Source organism: Cnuella takakiae (assembly GCF_001953305.1).
GTDB lineage: Bacteria > Bacteroidota > Bacteroidia > Chitinophagales > Chitinophagaceae > Flavisolibacter > Flavisolibacter takakiae.
The window spans coordinates 1,159,420-1,172,555 of the sequence record NZ_MTFE01000010.1; the positions used below are offsets into that span (position 1 = coordinate 1,159,420).

9 protein-coding genes and 1 tRNA gene are annotated in these 13,136 nt (G+C 46.2%); 7 read left to right on the forward strand and 3 right to left on the reverse strand.

Features of this window, described 5'->3' with window-relative positions; translation table 11 throughout:
- Positions 1-157 precede the first annotated feature (157 nt).
- From BUE76_RS05430 to BUE76_RS05455, 6 genes are all read left to right on the forward strand, one after another.
- The gene (locus BUE76_RS05430; protein ID WP_073048543.1) at positions 158-793 is read left to right on the forward strand and encodes a polysaccharide deacetylase family protein; all 636 of its coding nucleotides are present in this window, start codon (positions 158-160) and stop codon (positions 791-793) included.
- A 474-nt stretch (positions 794-1,267) separates the two neighbouring features.
- Positions 1,268-2,032, forward strand: coding sequence for a TatD family hydrolase (locus BUE76_RS05435; RefSeq protein WP_073048556.1), 765 nt, complete (start codon positions 1,268-1,270; stop codon positions 2,030-2,032).
- A 27-nt stretch (positions 2,033-2,059) separates the two neighbouring features.
- Positions 2,060-2,150: transfer RNA gene (locus BUE76_RS05440), tRNA-Ser, on the forward strand.
- Positions 2,151-3,108: 958 nt separating this feature from the next.
- Positions 3,109-6,081: a T9SS type B sorting domain-containing protein gene (locus BUE76_RS05445; RefSeq protein WP_083596738.1), complete on the forward strand. Its 2,973-nt coding sequence runs from the start codon at positions 3,109-3,111 to the stop codon at positions 6,079-6,081.
- A 483-nt stretch (positions 6,082-6,564) separates the two neighbouring features.
- Positions 6,565-6,672 carry a tyrosine-type recombinase/integrase gene (locus BUE76_RS25445; RefSeq protein WP_073048554.1) on the forward strand — a complete coding sequence of 36 codons (108 nt, stop codon included), beginning with the start codon at positions 6,565-6,567 and terminating at the stop codon, positions 6,670-6,672.
- A 259-nt stretch (positions 6,673-6,931) separates the two neighbouring features.
- Positions 6,932-7,519, forward strand: a complete 588-nt coding sequence (locus tag BUE76_RS05455) for a hypothetical protein (protein WP_143157477.1) — start codon at positions 6,932-6,934, stop codon at positions 7,517-7,519.
- A gap of 260 nt (positions 7,520-7,779) precedes the next feature.
- Here the strand turns inward: BUE76_RS05455 and BUE76_RS05460 are convergent, their stop codons facing one another.
- Together BUE76_RS05460 and BUE76_RS05465 are read right to left on the reverse strand one after the other, a co-directional pair.
- Positions 7,780-8,883 (reverse strand): PAS domain-containing sensor histidine kinase, encoded by a 1,104-nt coding sequence (locus tag BUE76_RS05460; RefSeq protein WP_073048534.1) that lies wholly within the window; start codon positions 8,881-8,883, stop codon positions 7,780-7,782.
- Between the two features lie 29 nt (positions 8,884-8,912).
- On the reverse strand, positions 8,913-9,713 hold the full coding sequence (locus BUE76_RS05465) for an alpha/beta fold hydrolase (RefSeq protein WP_073048532.1): 801 nt from the start codon (positions 9,711-9,713) through the stop codon (positions 8,913-8,915).
- 378 nt (positions 9,714-10,091) lie between these two features.
- Between BUE76_RS05465 and BUE76_RS05470 the strand changes: the two genes are divergently transcribed.
- Positions 10,092-10,526 (forward strand): hypothetical protein, encoded by a 435-nt coding sequence (locus BUE76_RS05470; protein WP_178371849.1) that lies wholly within the window; start codon positions 10,092-10,094, stop codon positions 10,524-10,526.
- Positions 10,527-11,273: 747 nt separating this feature from the next.
- Here BUE76_RS05470 and BUE76_RS05480 read toward each other — a convergent pair.
- Positions 11,274-13,127, reverse strand: coding sequence for a thiamine pyrophosphate-dependent enzyme (locus BUE76_RS05480; protein WP_073048526.1), 1,854 nt, complete (start codon positions 13,125-13,127; stop codon positions 11,274-11,276).
- Between the last annotated feature and the right edge of the window lie 9 nt (positions 13,128-13,136).

Genomic DNA, 13,136 nt, shown 5'->3' on the forward strand with positions numbered 1-13,136 from the left:
CAGGGAAGGTACAGTATAACTCCGATCTGCAGTCTCTGTCATGCCGAACTTGTTTCGGCATCCCCCTTGTGTTTACAGGTACTCAGGGAAGACAGGGTAGGCAAACATACGTTGGGATGACAGTGTCCTTAGGCGTTGTCCTGCCTACCTTCGCTGGATGCACCGCTTCCTGATTAAAATACCCTTTTGGGTCCGCTGGATCTTTCCCCGGTACATCTGGCGGATGCCCACCCGGAAAAAAGTGTTGTACCTCACTTTCGACGATGGCCCGCACCCCGAAATCACTGCCTTTGTGTTGGATCAATTAAAACAATATGGCGCCAAGGCCACCTTTTTCTGTATTGGTAAAAATGTTTTGGCCCATTCCGGTACCTACCAACGCATACTGTCCGAAGGCCATGGCGTGGGCAACCATACCCATAACCACCTGAATGGCGTACATACTGCCAATGATGTATACCTGGCCAATATCGGGGAAGCGGCACGCCATATTGATACCCGGTTGTTTCGGCCACCTTATGGCCGCATCCGAAGCAGCCAGGCCAAACAGGTTGCGGTAGCCATGCAAAAACCTGAAGCCAAAATCATCATGTGGGATGTGTTGAGTGCCGATTTTGACCAGGGCATCAGCCCGGGGCAGTGCTTGCAATATGTGGTTCGGAATGCCCGGCCCGGATCGGTAATCGTATTTCACGACAGTGAGAAAGCTTACCGGAATATGGCATATGCCTTACCACGGGTATTGTCGTATTTTATGGAAAGAGGATATCAATTTCAGCCCTTGGTGTTGTAGTAAAAAAGTAGGGCCGGGGTAGAAACCCTGGCCCGTTTTTAATCCGTACCCTATGAAAACTGTGCTAAAGGTATAAAGTTTTTTTTGAATTAGTCGCAAGTAATTTCCCTTAGTTTTCTCCTTTATTTTTTGCCTTGGGGTCAAATCCATGTCTGGCTTGGGTTCCGGCTTTTTACAAAAACCATTGTTGATGAGGTGATTATGCGTGCAGGGCACAGGTTTGTAGGTGAGTTTCAACTGATTAGGGGCGGACTGAGTAGCAAACCCAAGGCTTTAGTTCCAGCAAACAGCCGATATGGAGGCTTCTATTCAATCCTGAATCGCATTTTGTAGTACGGATAATTTGATTAGGTCCTCTTTTCTACAGTTGTTACAGAAAAAAATATCTGTTTCTTAACCTGGCATTCAGTCTTCCCAGCCAGGAAATTGTTCTTTGTTTTTGGTCCTGCCAATAAAACTGCAGTTTTGCATTCCATGAATCCGATCATTGATACGCATACCCATATTTACCTGCCCGAACTGAATGAAAGCCTTGAAAACCTGGTGGGCAGGGCCAGGGAAGCAGGTGTTACGCAAATGCTGCTGCCCGCCATTGATAGCGAAACCCATCAACAGCTTTTGCAGGTTGCCGATACTTATGGTTACCTGCCCATGATGGGCTTGCACCCCTGCTCGGTAAAAGCAAACTTCGAGGCGGAACTGTCCATCATCAAAAATTACCTGGCGCAGCGTTCCTTTATTGCCGTTGGTGAAATAGGGCTCGATTTTTACTGGGACCGCACCTTCGAAAAAGAGCAGTATGAAGCTTTTCACCAGCAGATAGCCCTGGCGCTGGAATATAACCTGCCAATTTCCATCCATTCGCGCAATGCTACCCCCGAAGCCATCGACGTGGTGCGGCAGTACCCGGGTTTGCGGGGTGTGTTTCATTGTTTTTCGGGGTCTGTTGAAGAAGCTGAAGCTGCCCTGGCAACAGGCTTTTACCTGGGCATCGGTGGTGTGGTGACCTTTAAGAACGGCGGCCTCGACAAAGTGATCAACGCCGTTGGGCTTGACAAGGTGGTGCTGGAAACCGATGCGCCCTACCTGGCGCCAGTGCCTTTCCGGGGTAAACGCAATGAGCCATCGTACCTGACCCATGTAGTAGCCAAACTGGCCGAACTGACCGGGCTTCCTGAAGCAACAGTAGCTGCCCGCACCACAGAAAATGCACAGCACTTGTTCAACATAAAAGGATAAACCCTACATTTGCAACCCCGCAACAATGGAGACTTGTCCGAGTGGTTGAAGGAGCACGCCTGGAAAGTGTGTATACCTCTAAAGGGTATCGAGGGTTCGAATCCCTCAGTCTCCGCCAGTTATGTTCTTCAAAAGAGGTAAAAGCCTGTAAACTACTAGTTTACAGGCTTTTTTATTACGGATTCTTTGTCACAAACAGCCAATTAGCACCAAAAAAAGGAGACTAAAACGGGACCCAATGGAACCTGGAATTTGGAGTCCCGATCCCTTTGTAATTGGCTGTATGTCAAATGGTTAAATTTTTGAACACCTTTGCTTTCGGTTACTTGATAATCTAATTTTATTAACCCTTAAAATTTATTTTATGGTAATGAATCGATTAAGTGTTCGCTTCAGGTTGAAAAAAAGCAAAACTTCGAAAAAGAAAGCATGCTGGTGTACATGCGTATAACTGTTGCTTCTGAACGTATTGAATTATCTGTGAACCGTGCATTTGAGCCTTCACGATTGAAAAGCTAAAGAATAAAATACTAGGAAAAGAAGTGTGCAAACCAAAGATGCTGCTCCAGATATTTTCAGAACACAACCTGCAAATGCAAAAACTAGTGGAGCAGGGTGATTATGCTAGAGGAACGCGCCTTTACTATTAAATAGCATTTTCCCCCTCTTGAACCGGCTTGCTGCTTCCTTATCTAGAGGTCCACGGTCATAAGTTTGCACATAATTTATATGTGGCTGTTTATGGTTGTTACAATTTGGCTTATCTGCAAAATCGGCGATCTTCTTGTAGGCACATTTACCAAAACATCTGCTGCACAAAAGTCAATGACGGCAATCCTCAGGTAAAGCATTACATTGTTTTTCGAACCAACTGTCAAGATATTGACTCTTATTAATTGCGATGGTCTGCAACATTACTTATACATATAGCCTAGTGAAAGGCTTTTAAAGCGACTTAATTTTCTTGTTTAGTTTCAGCATGCATTGTTCCACCCTTATTAGTTATAGCTCATTGAACTTAACGAGCTCGGCATTTAAACAGTATCTTAGCCTTACCCTTAGTTGTTCTATCTATTATGCCAAGACTTTTCTTACTTGTGCTGCTCACCATTGCGGCACTTTGCTGTTGCCGTCAATCTTTGGGGCAATCATGCCCTGATTCGTTTTATATTAAAAAGCTTTACGCTGCAGGAGTGCAGGTAATTACCCATGACCAAGTGATGCTTCAGGACAACAGTATCATCTTGTGTGGGCAAATAAGCCCTTCAACTGGAGTGAATGGAGATGCCCTCCTGGTCAGGTTGGATGTAAACGGGAATATAGTCTGGGAGCGAGTTTTTGAAAGTGATGGGGCTCAGTATTTCCAAAAAATAATACGATGTGCAGATGGGGGGGTGCTGACTGCGGGTTACCAGGAACATATGGGTCTTACTGGTTTGGTGTTGTGTCGGTTTGACCTTGATGGCCGCTTACAATGGCGAAAAGATTATTCTTTTAAATTGGGCGCCTCTTTAGGTATTGCAGATATAAAGGAAGATGCGGAAGGTGCTTTTTTGCTCCTGGCCAATTTTATGGCCAATGGCTTATCCTTCAGCGACAAGATATTCTTTGCCCGGTTTGATCAACAGGGGGCGCTAAAGTTTTCCCAGGCGTTTTACCAGCCAGTAACGCTGCGTTCCATGCAAGCCAACCAAATGGTATTGCATAACGGAACTGCCTATATCGCAGGGTATTGCCACGACTGGTATAAGCACCAAGGAATGCTGCTTCGGGTCAATGCAAGAACTGCCGCGCTGCAATGGTCTAAATTCTACAGTTTCAATAATGGGGAGGCGAGCTTTAAGCATGTTTTGAAACCTGGCAGTAATCAGTTGTACTTGTTAGGTACCAATAATGTTTTGAGTGGTGATACTACCATCGTTCTTGTTACAGATTTGGATGGGCAGGTAGTAAGCTCCAAATGCCTTAGCCAGCAGGGTTGGCGTGACCGTGGCGCTGCTGCCTTGGACGGTGCAGGCAATATTTTGTATGGCGATCGTTTTTATCTGACCAGTGCTCCTGCCAATACTGGAATCAATGTAGTAAAATTCCATCCGCAGTTAGGGGGGGCCTGGTCGAAAGTTTATCCGCAGATCGGGGGTATAGCGCTAGTTTTTGGTCTTGGGGTGCGCTCCAACAATGAAGTTGTGCTTAGCGGCACAAGTTATGAAGGTAATAAGCCGGGTAGCAGCTTTATAAGCCGTTTGCCCATATCGGGCGAACTTAACTGTAGTACTACTGATTTATTTTTCAAATTTGGGGAAGCGCGGTCCAGGTCGGTTATCGTGACATTTACCGCGGAGCCGGCACCAATAACAGATACAGTTATCAGCTATAACCTGTCCGGCAATTTGCCTTTATCGCTTGAACAGCTTTGTACACGTGTTAGCGATTGTTCCAGCTTTTCACTGGGCGTTTCCCGGAATATTTGCAGTGCAGGTGATACCTTAGTCTTATCCATTCGAAAGAACGCAGGATGTATTGCTGCTCCGGCATTTACGTACGATCAAAGTATGTTTCGATGGGTAGGGCAAACTGAATCCGAAGTGCGATTTATAGCTATAAAACAGGGCAGCTCCAAAGTCGCCGCTGCAATTGAAGGATTATGTGGTACCATTAAAGACAGCATTACCTTGTCCATATCTTTTTCAGCGGCTTCCTTCAGCTTGGGTTCGGATACGGCCCTTTGCAGTGGGCAGTCGTTGCAACTTAGGGCTGGTGACGGTTTTGCCAGCTACCAGTGGCAGGATGGATCAATAGGTTCTACCTATGATGTAAAGAAGCCAGGCATATACCACGTTAGAACTATTAATAGTTGTGGAGGCGTGTTTAGTGACACCATACGGGTTACGGAAGGACTTGCGGGTAACTTTGATATAGGTGCGGATCGTACCCTTTGTGATGGCGATACAATTATGCTTCAGATGCCACCGGGTTTTAATTCATATGTTTGGCGTACTTCAGATGGAACCTTGCTTGGCTCCGATTCTTCTATCCTTATACATCCAGATTCATCTGATACCTACACTGCAATGGCAACCCATTTAAGTGGGTGCACTGTTACAGATATAATTTCAATAAAGGTGAAGGCGCCCATGTTCCTAGATTTAGGAAACGATACCAGTTTGTGTACTGGTGACAGCCTGGTTTTACAGGTAGGGTCTGATTTTAATCAATTGCTTTGGTGGGATGGAAGCAGCACAGCTAGTAGATCGGTGACTGCCAAAGGCGCTTATTCTGTAAAGGCTTGGGATAGCAATGGCTGTGTATCAACCGATACTATCAAAGTGTTGAATTTATTTCCAGTCCCGCAAGTCAGGTTGGGCTTTGATACGGTACTGTGCAGCGGACAGGCCCGAGTCCTGGAAGCGGGAAGTGGCTTTAGTAATTATTTTTGGAGCACAGGTGCGACTACATCATCAATTGCCGTACAGGATACAGGAATGTATAGGGTAATGGTTGTAGATCGTAATGGGTGCTATGGTGATGGCCAAGTACGCATAAACAAAAGGGTTGCTGCTCCTGCCAATTTTCTGCCCGCCCAGCTTTCTTTATGTCAGTATGGTAGCATCAAATTGAAGCCTTTGAATACCTATGCGCAATACTTATGGAGCACAAATGCTGTTACCTCTGAAATAGATATTTTCAAGCCTGGAACGTACTGGCTGGAAGCATTGGATCTGTATGGATGTCGGGGAAGGGACAGTATTTTAATAAAACAGAAGCAATGCTTAGAAGGGTTTTATATACCCAATGCATTTTCTCCCAATGGTGACCGGCTGAACGAGGTTTTCAAGCCTTTAATTTTTGAGCCTGTTGCTAACTATCATTTTTTGGTATTTAACAGGTGGGGAGATGTAGTTTATGAATCCCGAATACTTGAGCAGGGTTGGAATGGAAAAGTAAAAGGAGTTGCTGACAATACCGCAATTTTCACATGGTTATGTACTTACCGGAATGCTGACCAAGTGCCACAAGTGAAACGAGGAACAGTTGCTTTGATAAAGTAACGTCAGTGAATGACCTTTGGCTATTCAGTTGCTTTAACCGCTGACTTAAATGGCTTATACCAGCAGCTACCTTTAGGTTTGCATAGTTCCTGTACATCGGTACTAACTTTTTAGGGTTTTCGTAACTTCTTGTTTTGTCACTTACTTTCCTTTTGCCTAAGGCATTGTTCACTTCTTTTGTTGCATTCAGAAAGTGATTTTTCCAACCTGTTTGAAAACGTTGTAAAAGAATCACCTTGGTAGGATTGTGAGCACCTCCACAAGGTTTCCTAATTACAAAACGGCTATCCTGGGTTAATGCCATATAACTTTGGTGTGAAAAATTGTATTCAGTGATGATAAACAGGACCGTTACATGATGCTGGGCGAGTTGGTACTTACTTTGCTCCGGAACTATTATTTAGGGTTGAAGCGTCGATCAGAGGTTTATATATTCGAAGGGGAAAAGCCAAATACGCATTACAGTGCTTGTGCAGCACAAAAGTGTTTCATCGCGCACGGTTGGCAGCAGGAAATCGCAGGGAAGTAAGCTTCCATAGCCTGAGGCATAGCTTTGCCACCCATTTGCTGGAACGTGGCACAGACATCTGATACATAAAGGAGCTACATGGCCACTTCAACATCAAAACCACAGAGTGTTACTTACATGTTGGTCGGAGTGACATTATCAGCATTGGGAACCCTCTGGATGATTTAGCAAAAAAAGAAGGGTTCTTGTAAGATTGTACAATTTAACAAAGACACACAGCAGGTTTTGAAAATGAGATAGTTAGAGAAAGGGAGAGCCAAAGATGGTTCGTATATTAGCGTGTTGGGCGCAACTTATGGAAACAGCCCCAAGGTGCATCTCTTGGAAAAGAAAATGAAATCAAACTTCCTGCTCAAACTTTCCTTGCTCACATTGATTGTAGCAACATCATGTATCCAACCAAACGAGCAATCAACCAAGCCAAGCCAAACCTCTGGTTTTGACACATCAATTGTTGCTGTTATTCAGTTCGACAAATCTGAATATGGGCCATTTCCCAAGGAATATGAACCAACAAACTTAACAACCGACGAGATCATGCAACTCGACAACATCATTAAGGAACAGGCCAATACATATAATCAAAGCTTGAAAGAGCATTTAAAGGAAGCCTACAGCGTTTACTTTACAAATCATAAGTATAAACGGCAATACATTCCGGTAATCAACACCAAAGGTGAAAAGGAGGTATGGGCAAATTTCTTTTGTAACTCATGGAGTGACGACTGGAAAACGGAAGTAGTGTTTGTCAAGGATGGAGGCAATTGCTACTTCAATATTAAAGTTAACTTATCAACCAAGAAAACTTATGAACTTAACGTAAATGGCTATGCTTGGGAGAGCGGTGCGCCCAACAGCGCATTGCCGCAAGCGGGGCTAAATAGCATAAGCCGATCGGCAGTTTTTTAAGTAAGCATTTGTACATTAGCCAAGCAGACGCAGCGCTATTTCCCCGCCTGACAACAATGCGTTAACCGTTAGCCGCCACCTGAATGGCACCCGTCCTAAGCTGGCAAAGAACCAAAACTTACTTTATAGAAAGTTCAGAAGCTGGCTGCCCACAAGTAAGAAGCACTCAAAAAAGTAAATGAAAAATAGCCCTAAGGTCAAACTACTCCTGGTTTCCGCCGTTGTTGGTACAGCTTCAGGGCAAGGGGCACCAACAACGGCTATAAAAGGCAGGGTAGTTTGATGGTTGTGGTAGTGCCTATACCCTCATGGCTTTCCGCCTGAATGCTGCCGTTCAGTTGCAGCAGAAATTCATTTACCAGGGCCATGCCCATGCCTGCACCTTTTTCGTTGTTGGTTCCGGCGGTTGAAGTCAACTTCCCGGTAACGTATTTTTTCAATTTTTCAGGTGGCATGCCTATCCCGGTATCTTGCACATGTATGGATAAAGTGCCCGGATCGGCACCTGTAGTTACGGTAACAGTTACCCCTCCGCTGCTGGTGTATTTTATGGAATTGTTTACCAGGTTGCGGATGATGAAGGTAATAACCTGCCGATTCGAACTCATTTCCAGTAAAGGGCTCACCTCGCTTTTAAGAACAATGTTTTTCGCGTCTGCATTGCCCTGCAACAGTTCAAATACCTCCCTTACAACATCCTGAAGCAAAAAAGAAGATTCTGCCTGCTTTTTATTGTTTAATAAGGCATCCGACCAACTAAGTAGGTCCGCCAGTAAGATAAGCGTGGCATCCAGCTGGTTTGCCATCCGCTCAAAGAAAGGTATGATCTCTTGCTGCGCGATTTTTCCCTCTGCCGCTAGCCTGATCATCATATTGATGGAATAAAGCGGAGCACGGGTGTCGTGGCCAAGGATGAATAAAATTCTCCGTTGTGCCTGTAAAGTGTGTTCCTTGTGGTCGGCAGCAGCTTCCGCCATTTTCTTGGCGTTCAGAATTTCCACCTCATATTTTTTCCGGTCAGAGATGCTGAAAAGAATCGCATTGATCTGGCGCAGACTTCCATCTTCATGCTTGATGGCGGAAGCATTGAACAGGCAACTGGTGCTGGTATTTTCGGAGGAAAGGATGTCAATACTCAGTTCATTGATGTATCCCTGCATTTTCAGCAAGGGATAAACAAACATCTGAAAATAGATGCTGGTGCCCTTTGCGGTAATTGCGTCCAATTTCTTGACACCCACAACCTCTTCCTTCCGGTACTGGATCCAGTTCAGGAGGGTTTGGTTGATCTGGCAAATGGTTCCATCGGGGTAAAACGACAAATACCCGCAAGGCGCATGTTCAAAATCGTATTCACTGATCATTCGCTACATATTGAAGTGTGTTGACGCACCTACTCATGTTTCAAAAAACTGCTGATAGACCTCACCACCTCGTGGGGTGCACTTAAATGCGGACAATGCCCGCTGGCTTTCAGATGCACCAATGAGTTGTTGGGCATGTGTTCGGCTACATAAGCGCCAATATGAGCGGGTGCCAGCATATCATCGGTACACTGAAGGGTAAGGCTTTCTACTTCAACCAGTGGAAGAAAAGATCGATAATCGGAGTAAAAAGTAACCTTGGCAAACTGGCGTGCAATAGCTGGATCGTTGGCGCAAAAACTATTGGTCAGTTCTTCGCCCAGTTCCGGCCGCTCCGGATTGCCCATGATCAGCGGGGCCATCAACGAAGACCATCCAAGGTAATTGTTGTCCATCATCTCAAAAAGGCCATCGATATCCTGCTTGTCCAATCCGCCATTGTATTCGCCATCCGCAAAGAAATAAGGGCTCGGACTTACAAAAACTAGCTTTTTAAACAATTGTGGCTCCTGCAAGGCTGCCGATACGGCAATCATACAACTCACCGAATGAGCAACCAGGATAAAGTCGTTGCCGCCCAGGTCGTGGCAGATATCAAGGATGTCCTGTGCATACCCTTCCAACGAACTGTATTTTTGGGGGTCATAGGCATTCCGGTTTGACTGCCCCGAGCCTACGTAATCAAAAAGCACAACCCGGTAGCGATCTTCGAAAGCAGGTGCTACCTCCCGCCAGGTGTTCTGGTTACATCCGAAACCATGGGCAAAAATGATTGTTTCCTCGCCCTTCCCCTGGATCGAGACATTATTTCTTTTCAACACATCAAACATAGGAATCGAAGTATGGTTTTTCCATAAGACACCTTGACAAACAAGAAGCACAGAGCATTTTGCCTATTGGTATGTGGATGCAAACATACTATGCAATCGATTAAACTTAAACATAATACGGTGAATGCTTTTTCTTTTTCGCCGTTGTGGTTTGCCCAGACGATAAAGTGTAACAGGTGCAGCAATGGGCTAGGGAAGCTGAAGGCCATGGAATTTCTAACCGCATATTGACGGCCGTTTTCGGCATTGTTGGTGTTCCGCCTAGCCCTGCGCTTGGCTGCACCAGCAAAAAGCGGGTGGTACGCTTAGTTGGTGGTGAGCCGAGGTGCATTTCCATATTTCAATAAGATCGATGGTAACAAAATTGCGGTTAGTGGCATGTCTTGCGGCGGCTTGCAAACCCTGGAAGTGGCTTCCGACCCACGCGTCAGCACCGTGGTGGTTTGTAACAGCGGCATCCTGGCAGATACCACCAAAAGATTGTCCGGAATGCCGGGCCTCACAAAGGATCACCTTCAAAAACTCCATACACCAACCCTGTATTTACTTGAAGGCGAAAAGGACATCGCTTATAAGAATGGCATGGACGATTACCGGCGGATTGATCATGTGCCTGTTTACGTAGCTAATATGGATGTAGGGCATGGCGGAACGTACAGCCAGCCACAGGAAGGTGAATTTGCAAAGGTGGCTACAGCCTGGTACAAATGGCAATTGAAGGGCGATCAGGAAGCCGGAAAACTGTTTGCCGGTGCACACCCTGGGTTGTCACAAAGCCCGGCCTGCGTTTTGAAAAGAAGGATAAACCTGTAAAGTAACAAGTAATAGCTTTTGAAGGCAACATGCGGGCAGCATACCTTACAAGGACGGATATAATCATTTTCATTTTTCAGGAGCTGCATTGGTCTGGCTTGAAATTGAACCCTGATCGGGTGAGTTAAAAGCTGGGCGGCTCAACATGCGCTCCTGAATAACAGCATCGCTTGGCTGGTGAAACGGCACCAGGATCCAGGGGTCGTTTCATTGTTTACAGCCAACGTTGCATACCCGGTAGAGAATACCTTTCATTAGTAGCGTTGTGCCTCAATTCGTAATTATAATAGCCGAATGGGCCATCTCCCAGTTTGCCTGCACTTGTTGTAAAAAGCCCCGATCTTCCTGCAGCTGCTGTACCTGTACCGCCATCCCACTGCCAGCGATGCTGCAATTGTAGTTATTACCGGAATCACATTTGGTTGCCTTTTGCCCATGTACAAAAACGACTTTATTGGTTATATGGTCCATTTGATTATTTCCTTGTTTTGCCAACAACCTGAAGCAAGCCATGGCTGTATGCACAGATAGTAAAAGCCAGGGTTAGCTTACCATTGATATCAACGAAGCCGCCAAGATGATGGAGCTGTACGAAATAGTGGCAGGCCTGGCTAACGAATTAAAATGACGGGCGCAATTCAACAAGGTTGCCCGAGGGAGAAGCTGCAGTTTATACAGAACGCTGACAGCTTGGTGCTCAACATCACCGGGTTGCGGTGCAGGATTTAAATCATGAACTGAAACTTTTTAGTCCATTTCTTTCAATGCATCCAATAGCTTCCTTGCTTGCGCACCCATTGTTTCTGGTAGTATATCCATCTGCTGCTGCAAGCTTTCTCTAAGACCATGCAATAGTTCTGATTTATCCTTGCTGATTTTATCGAACGATTCAAGAAAGTTGGCTGCGTGCTCTTCAGGTAAAGGCGTTGCCAGCGCGGGCTCGTGCGGGTCAACCACGCATTCGATCAGCACTGGCCCATCTGCCATCAATGCCTCTTGTAATTGCTGACGGCACGTGGTAGGGTCATCAATCTTTATGGCTCTTACGCCACAGCCTTCGGCTATTTTCACAAAATCGGCAGGCAAAAGGTCGTTGCCAAACTCAGGATTGCCCATGAACCCCATCTGCTCCCATTTCTCCAGTGCCAGCGTATTATTTTTAAACACCAGCAACTTTACAGGCAGCTGATACTGTGCCAGGGTAAGAAGCTCGCCTAAAGCCATTGTCATGGCACCATCACCGGTCATCACCACAACCTGTCGCTTTGGAAATGCCGCCTGGGCCCCAATACCATAACTGATTCCGGAAGCCATAGTACAACTGGTTCCACTCAGGGTAAACCGCTGTCCTTTACGAAGTTTGATGTGTTTATTGATCCAGTAAGCCACTGTGCCTGCATCCCCAAGCAAGATGGCGTCATCAGCTAAGAGCGAGGACAGATGCTGTGCCGGAACCTGAGGCTTCATGGGTAAGGATGTGCGGGCAGCTTGCGCTTCCACAAACTGCCACCACCTGGCCATTCCTGCTTGTGCCTGTTCAAGGAATGTGCGGTCTTGCTTTTGCCTAAGTAGGGGAAGCAATTCCTGGAGGGTGGCTTTGGCATCGCCTGCAAGTCCTACGGTTGCAGGGTATCGCATACCAATGCGTTCAGGCATATCGTCTATTTGTATGCATGCGGCCTGGTTGGGTTTGGGATACCATTTCAAGTAGGGCATGGTGCTGCCTATGATCAGCAGGCAATCGCAGGTGTCCATCACCATTTTCGACGGGGCGGTAGTGGTATGACCCGTGCCACCTGTTGTGTAGGGGCTATCATCTGCAATGACATCTTTTCCCAGCATTGATTTTATGACAGGCGCACCCAACAGTTCCGCAATTTGTGCTACCTCATCACCAGCACCCGAGGCACCAACGCCAACCAGTATGGCTACTTTGCTTTTGGTGTTGAGGAGGTCTGCAGCTTTTGTTAACAAACCTTTTTCCGGGATGCGGATTGGTAAATGGAACAGGGCTGAAGTGTGATGCGGTACGTTTTCTTTAGAAGGCTGAATATGATCTGCCGGCAAGGATTGAAAATCGGCAGGAATGGCAATATGCACGGGTCTTCTTTTGGTAAGGGTTGTGCGGCAGGCCCTATCAACCAATCCTTCCACATGTGCAGGTCCCATTACCCGCTCATTGTACACTGTAAAAGGCTCCATCATTTTATTGGAATCATAGCCCTGCATGTTTTCCGATCCAATAAGATCGTGAAAGGTTATCCCTGTAATAGCAAGCAGCGGCACGTGGTCCATCTGCGCATCCAACAATCCATTCAGGAGGTGTACCGCACCGGGTCCAGTTGTACCAAAGCAAACCCCAATCTTGCCGGTTAGTTTTGCATAAGACACAGCTGCCAATGCACCCATCTCCTCGTGTCGTACATGGATAAACCGGATCTGCCCTTGTTTTCTGCGGAGGGCTTCCATAAAACCATTGACGCCATCGCCTGGAATGCCAAAAATAGTGTCCACTTCCCAGGCAAGCAGGCGGTCCAGCAAAAGGTCTGAAAGCGTGTAGGGACCATTGGTATACGTTGCATTAATCGCGGGTATCTGCATCTTCGGTAG

What these genes read in the sequence shown, in the direction of transcription:
- BUE76_RS05430 (WP_073048543.1), top strand. Translation starts at nt 158, where the DNA reads ATGCACCGCTTCCTGATTAAAATACCCTTTTGGGTCCGCTGGATCTTT.
- BUE76_RS05435 (WP_073048556.1), top strand. Translation starts at nt 1,268, where the DNA reads ATGAATCCGATCATTGATACGCATACCCATATTTACCTGCCCGAACTG.
- BUE76_RS05445 (WP_083596738.1), top strand. Translation starts at nt 3,109, where the DNA reads ATGCCAAGACTTTTCTTACTTGTGCTGCTCACCATTGCGGCACTTTGC.
- BUE76_RS05460 (WP_073048534.1), bottom strand. Translation starts at nt 8,883, where the DNA reads ATGATCAGTGAATACGATTTTGAACATGCGCCTTGCGGGTATTTGTCG.
- BUE76_RS05465 (WP_073048532.1), bottom strand. Translation starts at nt 9,713, where the DNA reads ATGTTTGATGTGTTGAAAAGAAATAATGTCTCGATCCAGGGGAAGGGC.
- BUE76_RS05470 (WP_178371849.1), top strand. Translation starts at nt 10,092, where the DNA reads ATGTCTTGCGGCGGCTTGCAAACCCTGGAAGTGGCTTCCGACCCACGC.
- BUE76_RS05480 (WP_073048526.1), bottom strand. Translation starts at nt 13,127, where the DNA reads ATGCAGATACCCGCGATTAATGCAACGTATACCAATGGTCCCTACACG.